The organism is Silvibacterium acidisoli, from assembly GCA_022870745.1.
In the GTDB taxonomy this organism is placed as follows: Bacteria; Acidobacteriota; Terriglobia; order Terriglobales; family Acidobacteriaceae; genus Silvibacterium.
Genome location: CP085323.1, coordinates 1354286 through 1371414 on the forward strand (window position 1 = coordinate 1354286; position 17129 = coordinate 1371414).

The following is a 17129-nucleotide window of genomic DNA, read 5'->3' on the forward strand; positions in this document are numbered from 1 at the left end:
GGCCGCGGACCGCGGCAATGATTCGATCAGAAACGAGGGAGTAAGTTCAAGAATATCAGGCGCGGAGGCCAGTTTGCGCGTCTCGCCTGAGGCACAATGAGGAAAGAATGCAGATATGGGATGCGATCGTTGTTGGCGCGGGCCCGGCGGGCTGCGCCGCCGCTTACGACCTGGCCAGTGCCGGCCATAAGGTACTGCTGCTGGACAGGGCGGAGTTTCCCCGGCAGAAGGCCTGCGCGGGCGGCCTGACGCTGAAGACGATCAAAGCCCTGCGGTACAGTGTTGATCCAGTCGTACGACAGCAGATTGCAACGATGCGAATTGAACGGGATCAAGAACAATCGCTGCTCGTTCGCCGGAAAATGCCCTATTGCTCGATGACTGTCCGCGCGGAACTCGACGATTATTGCTTTCGCCAGACGCTTCGAGCGGGCGCCCGTTTTCAACGGATCGACCGCCTGCAATCGATCGAGGCCACTGAAGACGGTGTCTCAGTAAACACGGGCAGCGAAACGCTGACGGGCCGGTACCTGATTGGCGCGGACGGTATCCATAGCCAGGTGCGTCAACTGAGCGGACTCGGCGGCGAATGGTTTTACAAGGGCTTTGCCCTGGAAACGACAGTTGCCTGCGCAGATGCGGCGAGCCATGACCTGACTTTCGATCTTGAGCCGATCCGGGACGGCTATGGATGGGTGTTTCCCAAGGCCGATCACCTGAATATCGGACTCTACTGCTGGTCTGGCCGGGAAAAGATTGACCGCTCACGGTTAGCAGGCTATCTTCTCCATCGAAACGGCACGGATGCGTGCGAGGATGTTCTCGGGCAATACGTGGGATTCGGAGCTGCGCAGCACCGGCCCGCATCGGAGCGCATTTTCCTGGTGGGCGACGCAGGCGGATTTGTCGATCCGCTGACAGGCGAAGGCATTTATTTTGCAATTGCCAGCGGACAGGCTGCGGCTGCCGCCATTCACGAGGCGATACAGTACGGCAGCGCCGCGAGCAAGGGATTTGCGAAGGAAACAGGCAAACTGCGTTCGGATCTCGCAGCTGCAGGCTCAGGAGCTCGCTGGTTTTACAGCCACCTGGACCGGGGATATAAACTGCTCTCTTTTCCCCTCCTGCAAAAGGCCGTCTTACGGGCGTTCGCAAACGGGGTAAGCGTGGCCTGGCTTGCGGGAGTGGTAAAGCATTGGCAGCGTCTACCGATAGACTCCAAAGGGTAAACCTCTATTATACAAAGCAAACTCGGCGGTTTTCTATCGGGTATTTGGAGGCTAAATCGGGATAAAATAAGTTTTTCAGACACGCGTAAATCGTTCACTCACAGCACAACCATAACTGGACTCTAGTCTTTGAAAGGACTCCAGATGCTCTTGGAACGGCATCGGGCAAAACGAGTTACAGCCTTACTCTTCGCTCTTGCCGCGTTTATTCTGCCCCGCGCTTATGCTTCCGGACCTCAAGCGACTCCGAGCATCTTCGCTCCGGATTCAACGCCAGCAATCGGGATTTACGGGCTGTCCCTTTTTGTTCTGCAGATCACAGGCGCGATTTTTCTAGTCGTCGCCGGTCTCCTTACATACGTCATCATCCGTTATCGCGTGAAGAACAACGATGACGGGCGCGAACCTGCACAGATTTACGGCAGCACGCAGGTGGAACTGGCCTGGACGGTCATTCCCATCCTGATCGTTGTGGTGCTGTTCCTGACGACGGCCCGCATGATCTTCGCGATTCAGGATGCACCTCGTCCGACAACCGCGCTCGATGTCTCGGTAGTCGGCCATCAGTTCTGGTGGGAGTTCCGCTACCCGCAGCAGGGTATTGTGGCGGCCAACGAGCTGCACGTGCCGGTCAGCAGCACGGGCCAGCCCAATCCGACCTACATGAAGCTGCTCTCGGCCGACGTCGATCATAGCTTCTGGGTACCGCAGCTTGCCGGCAAGACCGATCTTATTCCGAACCACGTCAACGAGATGTGGATCGATCCGCTGCACACCGGCCTGTATGTCGGGCAGTGCGCGCAGTTCTGCGGCACGGAGCATGCAAAGATGCTGCTGCGTGTTTACGTGGACTCGCCGGATCAGTTTGCAGCATGGGTAAAGAACCAGCAGCTGCCGGCCGTGCAGGATCCGGCTGTCGCCGCAGGCCGTCACGTTTTCGAGACGCAGGCCTGCATGAACTGCCACACGATTCGCGGAACGGTGGGCACCGGCCATTTTGGCCCGGATCTCACTCACCTGATGAGCCGCGACACGCTGGCTTCGGGTGCGGCACTCAACAATCCGCAGAATCTTCGGCAGTGGATCAAGGATCCGGACAGCTTCAAGCCGGGTTCGCTTATGCCGGCAATGCAGCTCAACGATGAGCAGCTCGATCAGCTCACGGCTTATCTCGCGACTTTGAAGTAGGCAGGAAAAAATGGCAGACCAGGCACTTCCAATTCGAGGTACTCTCGACCTCACGCCGGCGCAATCCAAGCGTGATGGCATGCTCGAGATCCTGCATGACTGGATTACGACGGTTGATCACAAGAAACTTGGGATCCTGTACATCCTTTATGCAATTCTCTTTCTTTTAGTGGGAGGGGCGGAAGCGCTGTTTATTCGTATTCAGCTTGCTTTCCCCAACAACCACTTCATGTCGCCTCAGGTTTACAACCGCTTCTTCACGATGCACGGCACAACCATGGTCTTCCTCATGGGCATGCCGGCGATCTTCGGTTTTGCGAACTACCTGGTTCCGCTGATGATCGGCGCACGCGACATGGCCTTCCCTCGCCTCAACGCGTTCAGCTTCTGGATGACGGCCTTTGGCGGTCTCTTCATCTACTACAGCTTTCTTGGCGGCAGCGGCCTCTACGGCGTGGGCAATGCGCCTGACGTGGGCTGGTTCGCTTATGCCCCGCTGACAGCGCGCGCCTTTTCTCCCGGCAACGCGACCGATTACTGGGCTGTGGGCCTGATTGCTTCCGGCTTCGGCACCATCGGCAGCGGTATCAACATTGTCGCTACTATCTTCTCGATGCGCTGCAAGGGAATGACGCTGATGCGCATGCCCCTGTTTGTCTGGCTGAACCTGACGGTTTCCGCGCTGGTGCTGATTACCATCACCCCGCTGACGGCCGCACAGATCATGCTCTGCATCGATCGCTACCTCGGCGGACACTTCTTCGACACGCAGGCCGGCGGCTCGGCCGTAGTCTGGATGCACTTCTTCTGGATCTTCGGCCATCCCGAGGTCTATGTGCTTGTGCTGCCAGCCTTCGCCATCGCCAACGAAATTATTCCCGTCTTCTCGCGCAAGGCCATCTTCGGCTATCCCGCGATGGTGACGGCGTCGGTCGGTATCGCCTTTATCAGCCTGAGCGTCTGGGCGCACCACATGTTCACCGTCGGTATGACTTCAGCCTCGAATGCGTTCTTCACGCTTTCGACGATGCTGGTCGGTATTCCCACGGGCATCAAGATCTTCAACTGGCTGGCGACGATGTGGGGCGGCAAGATTCGCTTCGCAACTCCGATGCTGTTCATGACCGCATTCCTCTTCCAGTTCCTGATCGCCGGACTTACGGGCATCATGCTTTCGGTTTCGCCGTGGGACTGGCAGTTGCACAACTCCTACTTCGTGGTCGCGCACTTCCACTATGTACTGGTGGGCGCCATCCTGACGGCGATCTTTGGCGGCCTCTACTTCTGGTTCCCCAAGGTCACCGGCCGCATGATGGACGAACGCCTGGGCAAGATCAACTTCTGGCTCTTCCTGATCGGCTTCCACCTAACCTTCGACGTGATGCACATTCCTGGAATTCTGGGCATGCCGCGTTCGATTTATACCTACGAGGCCAACCGCGGATGGGGCACGCTGAACCTGATTGTTTCGATCGGCGCAGCCATCCAGGGCATTGCGGTTCTGATCTTCGCTTACAACATGGTGATTTCGCTCTTCAAGGGTGAAAAGGCCGGCAACGATCCCTGGGATGCATGGACGCTCGAATGGGCCTGCTCCTCGCCTCCGCCAAGCTATAACTTCGCCACGGAACCTGTCGTTATCAGCCGCCGTCCCCTGTGGGACCTGAAACATCCGGAAGATCCGGACTGGAAGTACGAATAAAAGAGTAGGAATAATAATGAGCGCAGTCCCTATCATTCCAGACGCACCGCAGGAGCAGCCCTGGCACTTACCGTCACGCGGACGGGTCGCCATGTATTGCCTCATCCTGGGAGAATCGGCCATCTTCATCATTTTTGTGGTGGCCTACGTCTTCTATATCGGGAAGAGCCTTACCGGTCCGACGCCTCAGCAGGTGCTTGAGATTCCGATCTTCAACTCGATCTGCCTGTTTTCAAGCAGTGTGACGATCATGCTGGCGGAACGGCACATTGAACACAACCGGATCAAGCAATTCGGCCTGTGGTGGGCAGCGACCATCGTGCTTGGACTGATCTTCCTGATCGGCACCGGCGCGGAGTGGTACAAGCTGATCTATAAAGACGGCCTGACCATCAGCACCAATCTTTTCGGCACCACTTTCTATTCACTGGTCGGCCTGCACGCTTCGCACGTCATCGTCGGCCTGATCGGCCTTTCACTGGTGCTGGCGTTTACCATCACCGGCCACGTAAACGAAAAGCATTCCGAGCGTATTCAGATCCTTGCGCTTTACTGGCATTTCGTAGACGCGATCTGGGTCGTCGTATTCACCGTTGTTTACATTCTGGGGCGCTAACGGCTTATGAGCGATACACATCATCATCCCACCGGGGCCCATTCTGACACGATTCACCTGCCTTCGCCGACGGCGTGGCCGATCATCCTCGCCTTCGGCGTGACGATGCTCTTCGGCGGCATGGTGACGAATGGCAGTATCTCGATTCTTGGCGGTGTCCTCTGTCTTTTCGCCGCGGTTGGCTGGTTCCGCCAGGTGCTTCCACACGAGGCGCATGAAGACGTTCCGGTGCAGGTCGAACATATCGTAATCGAGACGAAGCGCACCGAAGTGGCGCGCCTGGTTGTGCCCGAGGATAACCGCGCACACCTGCCGGTCGAGTCCTATCCGGTTCTTTCCGGACTCAAGGGCGGCGTTGCCGGCGGTATTGCCATGATTCCTCCCGCGCTGATTTACGGTCTTATCGCACAGCACAGCATCTGGTACCCGGTGAACCTGCTGGGCGGCGCGGGCGTGGCCAACTGGCTGAACCCATCGGTTGCTGACCTTGCGGCCTTCCATTGGCAGGGCCTGATCGTCGCGAGCGTTATTCACGTCATCACCTGCCTGCTGGTCGGTCTGCTGTATGGCGCCATGCTGCCCATGCTGCCACGTCATCCGATCGTGCTGGGTGGAGTCGTGGCCCCGGTTCTCTGGACCGGCCTGCTGCACTCAACGATGGGCGTCATTAACCCGGTACTGCGCTCCCACATTGCGTGGGGCTGGTTCCTTATCTCTCAGATTGTTTTTGGACTGGTGGCCGGTTGGGTTGTTGCGCACCAGGAGCGTATCAACACGGGCCAATCTCGGCCGTTCCTCATGCGTATGGGCATTGAAGCTCCCGGCCTGATGCATGTTGATCATCATGATGAAAGGAATTCCGGGGATGAAAGTTAGTTTGCTGGCCGGAGCGGCGCTGCTTCTGTTTACCGCCGGATGCAACCGGCTACCCGGAGCTCCCAAAGCCGGAGTAGAAGAAGTTCCTCGCCCGGATTCGATCACGAGTTTCAAGACGCTTTACGGTCAGAACTGCGCCGGCTGCCATGGCGACAACGGCCGGAACGGCGCGGCATTCGCGCTGAACAACCCTGTTTACCAGGCGTGGATCGACGACGCCTCGCTTCGCAGGATTATCGAAAACGGCGAGCCCGGAACCCAGATGCCGGCTTTCGGTACGAAGGCCGGGGGCATGCTGAACGACGCGCAGCTCGATGCGCTGGTCCATGGCATGCGTTCGGAGTGGAGCAAGAGTGACGCAGTAAGCGGCCAGACCCTGCCGCCCTACGCGGCTGCCAAGACGGGCGATGCCGCTGCAGGTAAAGCAGTTTACGAATCGGCCTGCGCGCGTTGCCACTCGGATGCGGGAAATAAAATCACCGATCCGACTTACCTTGCGCTTGTGAACGACCAGACGCTTCGCACGATCATCGTGGCGGGGCGGCCGGACCTGGGACATCCTGACTGGCGCTCGACGGCGAGTGGGCATCCGCTTTCGGACGATGACATTACCAACCTGACGGCCTGGCTGGCCTCGCAGCGCGTGAGTGCGCCGGGACAGCCTTATGCCGAGCCGCAGTAAAGGTAAGAAGGAACACATATGACGGATATTGTGAAAGAAGAACAGCACATCACGCATGACGACCCTAAGGTCGTCTCGCGTCGCTGGATGCTGATGAAGGTCGGTGCGCTGATGAACGCGGCAGCGGCCCTGGTTGTAGCCGCACCTGTCATTGGTTATCTGCTTGGACCGATCCGTAAGAAGGGCGGTTACAACTCCTGGATCTCTCTTGGCGACCTGAAGCAGTTCCCGGTCGGCGAAACGCGGCTGGCAGATTATGTGAATCCGTACAACCATCCCTGGGATGGAGCGACGGCCAAGACCGCCTGCTGGGTTCGCCGTATCGACAAGAGCAAGTTCCAGGTATTTGCCATCAACTGCGCGCATCTTGGCTGCCCGGTGCGCTGGTTCCCGCAGTCTGAACTCTTTATGTGCCCCTGCCATGGCGGCGCGTACTATGCCAACGGCGACCGCGCGTCGGGGCCGCCGGAGCGCGGCCTGTTCGAGTACAACTACAAGGTTAGCGGCGGCGAACTTCATATCGACGCGGGGCAGATGCCTACACTGGCGAATGAAGCAAAACTGAAGGTCCTGAACAACTTGAATTCTGACGGTAAAGGATGCGGCTCATGCGCTGGTTAACCGAAAGCTACAAATGGGTTGAGCGGCGCGTCCAGCTGGAGGCCCCGGTCAAGGATGCGATGCTGCATCCGGTTCCAAAGAATACGGCCAGCTGGTGGTACGTGTTCGGCAGCGCCGCCATGACATTGCTGATGCTGCAGGTTGCTACCGGCATCCTGCTGGCGCTGATCTATGTTCCCTCCGCGGGCGATGCCTGGAACACCCTGCAACTGCTGAATCATGAGATTCCCCTGGGCTGGTTCATCCGCGCCATGCACGGATGGGGCTCAAACTTCATGGTGGCCGTTGTGCTGATTCACATGATGCAGGTCTTCATGTTCGGCGCCTACAAGTTTCCGCGTGAACTCACCTGGGTAGTCGGCGTCCTTCTGCTGCTGATGACACTGGGCATGGCATTCACCGGCCAGGTGCTGCGCTTCGACCAGGATGCCTACTGGGGCCTGGGCATCGGCGCTTCGATCTCGAGCCGCGTGCCAATAGTCGGCGGCCCGCTGGTGAATCTTCTGCTGGGCGGCCCGATTATCGGCGGCGCGACACTGACCCGTTTCTTCGCACTGCACGTTTTCGTGATTCCTGGCGCGCTGCTGGCCTTCGTCGGCCTTCACGTCTGGATGGTCCTGAAGCTTGGCGTTAACGAGTGGCCGATGCCCGGCCGCCCTGTGAACCGCAAGACCTATGACGCCGAATATCACAAGCTGACCCATGACGACGGCATTCCGTTCGTTCCGGGCGCGTTGTGGAAGGATCTGGTGTTTTCGGCTGGCATCATCGTAGCGGTCGCAGTCTGCGCGGCGATCTTCGGCCCTTACGGCCCGACCGGCCAGCCTGATCCGACCATCATCCAGACAGCTCCAAAGCCGGACTTTTTCTTCCTTTGGATCTACGCGGTATTGTCGTACCTGCCGCCAAGCCTGGAAACGCCCTTCCTGCTGATCGCTCCGGTTATCGGTATCGGCTTTCTGCTGGTGCTTCCTTTCTGGGCCGGTGAAGGCGAGAAGAGCTGGCATCGCCGTCCTGTAGCCGTCATCGTGCTGGTGACCGTGGCTGTACTGTGGGGTGTATTCACTCACCTGGCCACCTTCACGCCGTGGAGCCCGAAGATGGACGCATGGAGCGGTAGCACGGTTCCAGCGAAGATCGTCCACAACCTCTCGCCGGTCGAACGGCAGGGCGCGGTGATCTTCCAGTCCAAGCAGTGCCGCAACTGCCACTCAATCGGTGGGGTTGGCGGCGAGCGCGGTCCTGCCCTCGATAATGTTGCTTCACGCATGACCGAGGATCAGCTCATTCGCCAGGTCATCCAGGGCGGCGGCAATATGCCTGCTTATGGCAAGAACCTCGCACCATCGGAAGTCACGGCACTGGTTCGCTTCCTGGGGACGCTGCACCCTGCGGGTCAGCCGGCGGCTTCAGACGCTTCTCGTACCGCGGCGGCGCAGTTCGGCGCGCCCTCGCAAACCCAGTCGAGCTCGCCCACGACGTCTCCTCAGAAGACGCAGTGAGCTTCGATGTCTGATTCGGTCTTATTGGCGTGGGATTTTCCGCCAGTGGTTTGCACGACACTGGCGCTCACGGCAATTGTCTACACGCGGGGCTGGATTCGCATTCGCAGGACCCGGCCCGCACAATTCCCTCCCTGGCGTCTGTTTTCCTTCCTTGCCGGCATTGTGTCGCTCGTCGTCGCCGTCGCTTCTCCCCTCGACACTTTCAGCGATCAGCTACTCGTAATGCACATGGCGCAGCACTACGTGCTGATGTCGCTTGCGCCTCCGCTCGTGGTATTGAGCGCGCCGGTGGTGCCGATGCTGCGCGGCCTTCCGAAATGGATGGTGCGCAATATCGTCGGACCGCTGTTGCGCCTGAGCGCGCTGAGAGCGCTGTTCCATGGGCTGAGCCGCCTGCGCGTGGCGTGGCTGCTGATGAACATCTCGTACCTCGCGTGGCACGTTCCCGCCGCTTATGAGCTGGCCCTGGCGCACGAAAATATCCACGAGGTCGAGCACGGCATTTTCTTCTTTACCAGCGTTATTTTCTGGTGGCCGATCATCCAGCCCTGGCCGAGCCACTTTACACGCAATCGCTGGGCGATTCTGCCCTACCTGGTGGGCTCCGATGTCATCAATACGGCCCTTTCGGCATTTCTCTGTTTCGCCGACCGGGTGGTATATCCCAGCTACGCCGAGCAGCCCAGAGTCTTTGGAATCAGTGCGATGTCCGACCAGGCAGCCGCCGGAGCACTGATGTGGGTACTGGGATCGATTGCCTTTCTTATTCCTGCCATGGCGATCACCATGCAATTGCTGAGTCCACGGCGAGTACAAAGACGCGTCCGGGCCGTCCAATCGTAGGTGACGGATTTCACGGGTTTACCGATAGCTGAAGAACGGGAAAGTGAAGCTACCGTGAACTCTGGTAACCGGATACTGCGATGGAGCCAGACCCGCATCCAACTAAACAAGTAATTTCATCTCTAGGCTCTATCGCTCGCATTGTGGAGTCATTACGATTAAATTTATGGCCGCACGACTGTTTCGCCTGCCGCTTGTCCTTCTACTGTGTTCGATCTCCGCGACCCTAGCATTCGCAGATCCCGCTCCATTTGACCTTGCCGGTCCCAAGCTTGAAGTGCGCGTAACGCGAGGTGGGCAGACCCTGTCCATCACGAAGATCCCGAACCTCGCCGTGGGAGACCGGCTCTGGATCAAAGCAGACTTTCCGCAGGCGCAATCGGCACACTATCTGCTTGTGGCCGCATTCCTGCGTGGCTCGACCAATCCTCCGCCTGAAAACTGGTTTACCAAGGCCGAGACGTGGAATAAGAAGTTCATCGAACAGGGTGGGGCCCTGAACGTGACGGTGCCGGAAGGCGCTCAGCAGGTGCTGCTGTTCCTTGTCCCCGAGACGAGCGGCGACTACAAGACACTGATCGGCGCCGTTCGCGGCCGGCCAGGCTCGTTTGTCCGTGCCTCCCAGGACCTGAACCAGGCAAACCTGGACCGCACCCGGCTCGACGTCTATATGGACACGGTGCGGAAGCTGAACAGTGAAGACCCGGAAAAGCTCAAGACCGTTTCTCCGCTACTGGCGCGAAGCCTGTCCATGCAGCTGGATAAAAACTGCCTGCAGCAGGATCTTGAACAGCTGGCTCCCTGCCTGACCCAGAAGCAGGACTCGCTGATTCTGAATGACGGCCACAGCACCTCGATCGTGGAGGCTGTCACTGGCGGCCCTGCGGGCGACCTGGTGCTGCAGGCCAGCTATACGCCGCAGGCAAGCTATGGCTACTACAGCCCCTACATCTCATCCATCGTCGACATCGCGCGCATCATGGATTCGTTCCGGACCGCGGTCTTCCAGTACATCCCTGCCCTGGCATCGATGCGCGATGAAGCACTGAACCTGAAACTGAACACGCCGCCATCGTTTCACAATCCCAAGTCGGTGATCGTAGTTGCGCTGCCTGCTGTCGAGGCCGCTCAGCCACCGCCATTGCACCCGATCGATGAGAAGCAGATTTTCTGCGCCCAGAAGAACGACCTGATCCTTCCTGCTGACGGCGCCCCTCTTGTCTTTTCCACGAACTATGCACGCGACCTGGTACTCCAACTGAAGACCAAGGATGGTAAGCAGGTGGAACTGCCGCTGAAGCCGGATGCTGCACAGGGTGGCTTCGTGGTGGATACCAAGCCACTCGGCAATCTGACCCTCGGCCAGAATGTCGATGCCTCGGTACACGGACTCTGGGGTTTCGAACCCTTTCATGGACCAACATTCCACCTGCAGGGCGCACGCGAGCAGCAATGGCAGATTGCCTCGGCAGATCAGGAAGCCCTGGTCGTCGGCCGCGATGACACGATTCATCTGCAGGCGGACGACGCGAGCTGCGTCGATTCGATCCTTTTCAAGAGTCCCCAGGGCACAGAAACCAAGGCGGACTTCAAGCTCGTAAAGCCGAATGAAGTGGAAGTAAAGCTTCCCCTCAAGGATTCGCAGCCAGGGTCTTTGACGCTGACAGTGAAGCAGGCCGGTCTCGAGAAGCCGCAGGAAGTGTCCCTGCACACCTTCGCCGAGGCAGGACACCTCGAGAACTTCAGTATTCACGCGGGCGACAACGCCGGCCTGCTAAAGGGAAGCCGTCTCGATGAAGTGGCATCCCTGAGCCTGCAGAACATTACATTTGTACCCGGCAAGCTTTCGAGTTCACAGGGCAGCGATGAACTGCCGATGCAGGCAAAGGATGCAAAGGCAGTCGCAAACCTGAAGGCTGGCAGCCAGATGAAGGCGACGGTAACGCTAAAGGATGGCCGCAAGGTCGATCTGAGCGCGAGTGTCGACGCTTCCCGTCCGCAGGTCGTCCTGCTCGGTCGCAACGTCGGTTTCTCCAACGGGGATGGCAACTCTTCGAACAACATTCAGCTCTCCGATCAGAACGAATTGCCGCAAAACAGCAAACTGACCTTCTCGCTGAAGGCTCAGACACCGGAGAACTTCTCCAGGCAAGAGAAGATCGAAGTCGCCACGGAAGATGGGTCGTATTCGACGATGCTCAGCATGGGCAACGGAACCCTGACCCTGCAGGACTCGAAGACCGCGCTGGCTACGCTCGATCCTTCGAAGGCCTTCGGCGGCTCAGCCTTTGGCCCGCTGCACTTCCGCCTGATCGACGGCAACGGAGTTGCAGGAGACTGGCAGCCGCTCGCGACACTGGTGCGCCTGCCAGAACTGAAGGAGCTGAAATGCCCTTCTCCGTCCGACCAGCCGTGCAAGCTCACAGGCAGCGACCTGTTCCTCGTGGACTCTGTCGCGGGTGACCCGCAGTTCACGCATCCGGTGCAGGTACCGGACGGGTTCCCGGGAAGCACGCTACCGGTTCCGCATCCGGGCGCCGGCAATCTCTATGTAAAGCTGCGTGACGATCCCACTGTCGTCAACCAGGTCACACTGACGGCCCAGTCCATGCCGGCATTGAAGGAGCATGCAGCATCCGCTCCTCCGAACCAGTCGCGGCCGGACTATGTTCGTCCTTCACCTGCGACGCCTGCACCAGCTGCAGCGCCGGCGCAACCCCCAGCGGATACGCAGCCGAAGCCCGCAACCCCGGATACTACGGCTCCTCAGACGCCTCCTCCGGCGGCTCCGCAAACCACCACGCCTCCTCCGGCAACGCCACAGAGTTAACTCCGTTCGCTGCGTGGATCACCTGTGTGCTACAAAGCACACAGGTGATCCATGGCGTACAGGCACACTCTCCGCGGCATCAGCTATGTCTTCGAAGATCTGAAGACCCTTCTGGCGAAAGCGACGCCCGCGCGCAGCGGTGACGAGCTTGCCGGAATTGCGGCCGCCAACGCTTCCGAGCGTGTTGCCGCACAGATGGCCCTCGCCGAACTGCCCCTCTCGATATTCCTGCAGGAAGCTGTCATCCCCTACGAGCAGGACGAAGTCACACGGCTGATCATCGACTCGCATGACTCGTCCGCCTTCGCGCCGCTCGCGAGCATGACTGTGGGCGAATTTCGAGACTGGCTTCTTGGCCACGAGGCGACAGGTGAGCTTCTCGGCAGACTCTCTCCTGCTTTCACACCAGAAATGGCTGCTGCAGTCTCGAAGCTGATGCGATTACAGGACATGGTGCTGGTGTCACGAAAGATCCGCGTCGTCACACGCTTCCGCACGACAGTAGGACTTACGGGAACGCTTTGCTCTCGCCTGCAGCCAAATCATCCCACTGACGACCCGCGTGGAATCGCTGCCTCGATGCTCGACGGACTTATACTGGGCGCGGGTGATGCGGTCATCGGCATCAATCCGGTATCCGATAACGTGGAGTCGACCATCGGCCTGCTTCGCCTGATCGATAACGTGCGCGAGCGCTTCGATATTCCCACACAGAGCTGCGTCCTCGCTCACGTCACCACACAATTACAGGCACTTGAGCAAGGAGCGCCTGTCGACCTGATCTTCCAGTCGATCGGCGGCACGGAGAAAACGAACTCGTCCTTCGGAGTGAGCCTCGCGCTGCTGGATGAAGCCTATGACGCGGGACGGGCACTCCATCGTGGGACAATCGGCGACGACGTGATGTACTTCGAGACGGGCCAGGGCAGCGCGCTTTCAGCGGATGCGCATCACGGCGTCGACCAGCAAACGGTTGAAGCACGAGCCTATGCCGTAGCGCGAAGGTACCACCCCATGCTGGTGAACACTGTCGTAGGCTTCATTGGCCCGGAATATCTCTACGACGGCAAACAGATCATGCGCGCCGGGATCGAGGATCACTTCTGTGGCAAGCTGCTTGGTCTGCCCATGGGATGCGATGTCTGTTACACAACGCATGCCGAGGCCAACGACGACGATACGGACGCGCTCATGACGATGCTCGGGGCGGCAGGTGTGAACTACATCATGGGAGTGCCCGGCGCAGACGATGTGATGCTCAACTATCAGAGCACTTCGTTCCACGACATTGCTTATCTGCGAACCACACTCGGCCTGCGCCCCGCGCCGGAGTTTGAAGCGTGGCTCGAGCGCGGGGCGCACAAACAGCTCTCGCTGCAAGGACTACTGAACGCATGAGCGAGGAATTGGATCGGCTGAGCCTCCGGACGCTCACGTCGGCGCGCATCGGCTTGCAAAGAGCCGGTAGCAGCCTCGCAACCCGCGAGGCGCTCGACTCGGCGGCATCGCTTGCCGAAGCACGGGACGCGGTACATGCCTCCCTGAGTGTCGCGGTGATGCAAGCAAGACTAGAGGCTTTGTGCACCGAAGTTCTGCGAGTAAAAAGCGCTGCGCAAAGCAGGAGTGAATACCTGAAACATCCAGCTCTTGGGCGGCAGCTGAATGCTGCTTCGCGCGAACTTCTCAATTCGCTTTCTCCCAAGAAAGATTCCCTGATCAGGATCGTTTTTGCTGTGGCAGATGGGTTGTCAGCACTGGCCGCCGAGCGACATGCTGTTCCTTTACTGGGAAGACTGCTGCCAAATCTGAAACAGAAAAGCGGCATCACGTGCGGTCCCATCGTGCTAGCCGAACAGGCACGCGTAGCTCTTGGCGACGAGATCGGCTCTTGCCTGGGAGCCGACCTGATGGTGATGCTGATCGGGGAGAGACCGGGATTGAGTTCACCCGATTCGCTCGGAGCATATCTCACGTGGTCTCCACGCCGCGGACGAACCGACGCTGAGCGTAATTGCATTTCCAACATCCGGACAGAAGGACTCGACTGCGAGAGGGCCGCGCAAAAGCTTGCCACTTACATCTCGCACATCTGCCAGGCGCGATTGAGCGGCACGTCTGTAAAAGAGCCGGCCGGAAGCCTCATCGGTCCATAGCGATACACACAATTGAACGATTCGGTCGAGCAAAAACCTGTAGAATAACCTCACGCCTCTAGAACGCCTCGCGACAGAGGCGCGTCCCACGCCGGGATGGCGGAACTGGCAGACGCAGCGGACTCAAAATCCGCCGACCCTTGCGGTCGTGGGGGTTCGACCCCCCCTCCCGGCACCAAATATCTTCAATAAAGACAATGGTTTACGAGACATCAATCCTCTCCGCGCGAGAGGCTTTTTCGTGCTCGAAAATCGCTGGTGTCACTTTTGGTGTCACTTTGTACCTGCATTCAAAAACGCAAAACCCGGTTTGCTATTGTCGATTCAGGGAGGATTGGAGCCATGCCGAGACGGACGACCAAGCCAACGCGCGGCGTGTATGAAAAAGAACCGGGCTCCGATATCTGGTGGATTCGCTACAAGGTGAATGGCGTGCTTCACCGCGAGAAGGTCGGGCGCAAGGGCGATGCCGGTGATCTTTACGAGATTCGCAAGGCCGATGCCCTGCGCGGAGTGAAGCTCCCGCTCAACCTGAAGCAGCGTGGTATCCGCTTCAAGGAAATCGGTGAGGACGCGGTCGCCTGGTATGAGAACCACGGGCAGAAGGATCTGCGCTCGTTCCGTCTCAGGATGAACATGATCTACACGGACTTCGCGGATCTGGTGTTTCTCGAAAACGGCGACCTCTGGGGAAACTCAGGTTCCGGCGTTTTCCGCATTGGACAGGAAGAGGTGGCGAAGTCGGGGCATGGCGACCATGCCCCACTTCGGGCGCGTTTGTTCGACTATCTTGACGGCCTCACCGGGATTCCGGGAGCCACCGATTGGGGAACTAGTGCGACGCTCGCTCCAAATGGAAAGCTCTATGTCCTTGCGAACGGAGAATTCGAGTGGATTGATCCGTTGCACCTACCCGAAAACCCTCTACCGCCCAAAGTCTTGATCACCTGTCTCAGCGTAGGAGATCAGAGCACTAACCCAGCCCCCGCTTCTATCCGCCTGCATCCGGACACTAGGAACCTGGAAATCTCATACACGGCGACGAGCCTATTAATACCAGAACGTGTCCGATTCAGATATCGCCTTATCGGCTTCGATAGGGACTGGGTGGATGCGGGGACTCGGCGCCAGGCGCTCTATGCGAAACTTCCCGCTGGGAATTACACATTCCAAGTCATCGCCTGCAATGGCTCCGGTGTGTGGAACCAAAGCGGTGCGACGCTCAAGCTGGCCATTCCTCCCACGTTCTTGGAGACGGTCTGGTTCAAGATCGGCGTTGTAGTCATCTTCACAGCTATCGTTCTTCTTCTCTTTCGCATGCGTCTGGAACAGGCACGGCGGCGGTCTGCCGAGAGAGCGTATGAACTGTTCGCAGATCGAGAACGGATTGCGCGGGATCTCCACGACACTTTCCTGCAAAGTGTGCAAGCTGTGAATCTTAGCTTTCACACTGCCACAGGAGCACTCGATCCAGCCAGTCCTGAGCATGCGCGGTTCGTGCGGATACTGGAACAATCTGATGAGGTGATGCTGCAGGGACGGGATATGGTCTTTGCTCTTCGCACTGTCTGCACCTCGGGATTGAGTGATGCCGTGCGGGGCTTCGTCAAGGAACTACAGAGCGTTCACACCGCGAAGTACACCTTTGAGCGAGAGGGGCATGAGCGGGAGTTGGCGCCCATGGTCTGCGAAGAGCTCTTCAAGATCATACGTGAAGCGCTATGGAATGCGTTTCGCCATGCTCAGGCACATGAAGTCAAGGTACTACTGCGGTTTAGGAGCGATGGTCTAGTCGTGGAAGTATCCGACGACGGCGAGGGCATTCCTCCATCCATACTTCAAGAGGGCCGCAGAGAAGGTCATTGGGGACTTCCGGGAATGCGCGAGCGTGCCAAACAAATCGGTGCACAATTCGATATCATTTCGGATTCTGAGGGGACAAAGATCTCGCTCAGCATTCCGCTCGACGCAGCTTACAGTGCACCGAGGCGGCCTTGGTTTCGCACCTCTTGAGTAGCCAGCATCCGCTCCATCGATCGATCTCGAAGATATGATTTCGGTTTCTAATGGAGGCCGATCTCCGAACTTTGAGTAACCGTGCCATTAGTTAGCGGTTCCGATGGGCCTCCAAAGTTCTGCTTGTGTCTACCAACAACGTCCTCGATTGGCGATAACAGGCCAATGCGCTCATCTACGTCCCTCAATGAGTGAGTTGGGGATTGGGCTTTTGTCGCCAGTTCAGGCTGCTCGGGTGGTTCACTGACGAACTGACTTATTGGGGCCAAAACGAAGTTGCCGATAACACAGCTTATAGAGAGCGGGGGCGCCGATGGTCCAAAATAGACTAAGTGCATGAGATTGGGGTTCATTATTGCTCTTATGACACTTGCGTTCGCTGTGGCTAACGTCCTTCATGGCCAACACGACGGAGAGGTACCCAGTTACTAGATCCATGCACCAGCACTCGTCATCATGCTTGCGTGTGTTTCTTTCCTAGAGGTTCAAGCGTTCACACTGATGACCATTAGGTTGGACTGGATCGTTGGAAGTCAGCCCTTGTTGATTCAATCCTTTCTCCACTTGCAGGCTACACTCTCTTCGGCTTGGCAGCCCGTGCCGACCTTCAGTTCATAGAGCGCAGGCGTTTCTTAAAAGTGGCCGCGCAGGTAGCCTCAAGGTGAATCTCATGACTTCCACAGACCCAGGTGCCCAAGTTGGAGGTTATCGTGATGAAGTCGGTCAGCAGAAGCTCGGACCTGCGCGGGCAATCGCCGATCTGATTTGGGTTACGCGGATGATTACGGTGGCAAGCGACACAAAGCTCCGGCTTCGACAATGTTAACGCGAATATCACTTCGGGGGATCACGGCAACGCCTTCTCCGA

The 17129-nt window shown here is 58.3% G+C and carries 13 protein-coding genes and 1 tRNA gene; all 14 read left to right on the forward strand.

Annotation, left to right across the window (positions count from 1 at the left end; all coding sequences use genetic code 11):
- The first annotated feature begins 107 nt into the window (after positions 1–107).
- The gene (locus LJD29_RS05545) at positions 108–1229 is read left to right on the forward strand and encodes a geranylgeranyl reductase family protein (RefSeq protein WP_446744763.1); all 1122 of its coding nucleotides are present in this window, start codon (positions 108–110) and stop codon (positions 1227–1229) included.
- Positions 1230–1373: 144 nt separating this feature from the next.
- Positions 1374–2417, forward strand: coding sequence for a cytochrome c oxidase subunit II (coxB, locus tag LJD29_RS05550; protein ID WP_446744764.1), 1044 nt, complete (start codon positions 1374–1376; stop codon positions 2415–2417).
- 10 nt (positions 2418–2427) lie between these two features.
- On the forward strand, positions 2428–4119 hold the full coding sequence (gene ctaD, locus LJD29_RS05555; protein ID WP_446744765.1) for a cytochrome c oxidase subunit I: 1692 nt from the start codon (positions 2428–2430) through the stop codon (positions 4117–4119).
- Between the two features lie 16 nt (positions 4120–4135).
- Positions 4136–4735: a cytochrome c oxidase subunit 3 gene (locus tag LJD29_RS05560; RefSeq protein ID WP_446744766.1), complete on the forward strand. Its 600-nt coding sequence runs from the start codon at positions 4136–4138 to the stop codon at positions 4733–4735.
- Positions 4736–4741: 6 nt separating this feature from the next.
- The gene (locus tag LJD29_RS05565) at positions 4742–5611 is read left to right on the forward strand and encodes a hypothetical protein (protein ID WP_446744767.1); all 870 of its coding nucleotides are present in this window, start codon (positions 4742–4744) and stop codon (positions 5609–5611) included.
- A complete protein-coding gene (locus tag LJD29_RS05570; RefSeq protein ID WP_446744768.1) occupies positions 5601–6293 on the forward strand; it encodes a c-type cytochrome in 693 nt (230 codons plus the stop codon). Before LJD29_RS05565 ends, LJD29_RS05570 begins: the two co-directional genes overlap by 11 nt.
- Before the next feature lie 18 nt (positions 6294–6311).
- Entirely contained in the window at positions 6312–6914 is a 603-nt protein-coding gene (locus tag LJD29_RS05575) for a QcrA and Rieske domain-containing protein (RefSeq protein WP_446744769.1), read from the forward strand.
- Entirely contained in the window at positions 6902–8416 is a 1515-nt protein-coding gene (locus LJD29_RS05580; protein WP_446744770.1) for a cytochrome b N-terminal domain-containing protein, read from the forward strand. The genes LJD29_RS05575 and LJD29_RS05580 overlap by 13 nt, the downstream gene beginning before the upstream one ends.
- A 6-nt stretch (positions 8417–8422) precedes the next feature.
- Positions 8423–9262: a cytochrome c oxidase assembly protein gene (locus LJD29_RS05585; protein ID WP_446744771.1), complete on the forward strand. Its 840-nt coding sequence runs from the start codon at positions 8423–8425 to the stop codon at positions 9260–9262.
- A gap of 166 nt (positions 9263–9428) precedes the next feature.
- A complete protein-coding gene (locus LJD29_RS05590) occupies positions 9429–12092 on the forward strand; it encodes a hypothetical protein (RefSeq protein WP_446744772.1) in 2664 nt (887 codons plus the stop codon).
- Positions 12093–12143: 51 nt separating this feature from the next.
- Positions 12144–13490, forward strand: a complete 1347-nt coding sequence (locus LJD29_RS05595; protein WP_446744773.1) for an ethanolamine ammonia-lyase subunit EutB — start codon at positions 12144–12146, stop codon at positions 13488–13490.
- The gene (gene eutC / locus LJD29_RS05600) at positions 13487–14245 is read left to right on the forward strand and encodes an ethanolamine ammonia-lyase subunit EutC (protein ID WP_446744774.1); all 759 of its coding nucleotides are present in this window, start codon (positions 13487–13489) and stop codon (positions 14243–14245) included. The genes LJD29_RS05595 and eutC overlap by 4 nt, the downstream gene beginning before the upstream one ends.
- A 90-nt stretch (positions 14246–14335) precedes the next feature.
- A tRNA-Leu gene (locus LJD29_RS05605) sits at positions 14336–14423 on the forward strand.
- A gap of 164 nt (positions 14424–14587) precedes the next feature.
- Complete coding sequence (locus tag LJD29_RS05610) at positions 14588–16258, forward strand: ATP-binding protein (RefSeq protein WP_446744775.1); 1671 nt, start codon at positions 14588–14590, stop codon at positions 16256–16258.
- The last annotated feature ends 871 nt before the right edge of the window (positions 16259–17129 follow it).

Coding starts and splice junctions, on each gene's coding strand:
- coxB (WP_446744764.1), top strand. CDS start 1,374: ATGCTCTTGGAACGGCATCGGGCAAAACGAGTTACAGCCTTACTCTTC.
- LJD29_RS05590 (WP_446744772.1), top strand. CDS start 9,429: ATGGCCGCACGACTGTTTCGCCTGCCGCTTGTCCTTCTACTGTGTTCG.
- LJD29_RS05610 (WP_446744775.1), top strand. CDS start 14,588: ATGCCGAGACGGACGACCAAGCCAACGCGCGGCGTGTATGAAAAAGAA.
- LJD29_RS05575 (WP_446744769.1), top strand. CDS start 6,312: ATGACGGATATTGTGAAAGAAGAACAGCACATCACGCATGACGACCCT.
- LJD29_RS05580 (WP_446744770.1), top strand. CDS start 6,902: ATGCGCTGGTTAACCGAAAGCTACAAATGGGTTGAGCGGCGCGTCCAG.
- LJD29_RS05545 (WP_446744763.1), top strand. CDS start 108: ATGCAGATATGGGATGCGATCGTTGTTGGCGCGGGCCCGGCGGGCTGC.
- ctaD (WP_446744765.1), top strand. CDS start 2,428: ATGGCAGACCAGGCACTTCCAATTCGAGGTACTCTCGACCTCACGCCG.
- eutC (WP_446744774.1), top strand. CDS start 13,487: ATGAGCGAGGAATTGGATCGGCTGAGCCTCCGGACGCTCACGTCGGCG.
- LJD29_RS05570 (WP_446744768.1), top strand. CDS start 5,601: ATGAAAGTTAGTTTGCTGGCCGGAGCGGCGCTGCTTCTGTTTACCGCC.
- LJD29_RS05595 (WP_446744773.1), top strand. CDS start 12,144: ATGGCGTACAGGCACACTCTCCGCGGCATCAGCTATGTCTTCGAAGAT.
- LJD29_RS05560 (WP_446744766.1), top strand. CDS start 4,136: ATGAGCGCAGTCCCTATCATTCCAGACGCACCGCAGGAGCAGCCCTGG.
- LJD29_RS05565 (WP_446744767.1), top strand. CDS start 4,742: ATGAGCGATACACATCATCATCCCACCGGGGCCCATTCTGACACGATT.
- LJD29_RS05585 (WP_446744771.1), top strand. CDS start 8,423: ATGTCTGATTCGGTCTTATTGGCGTGGGATTTTCCGCCAGTGGTTTGC.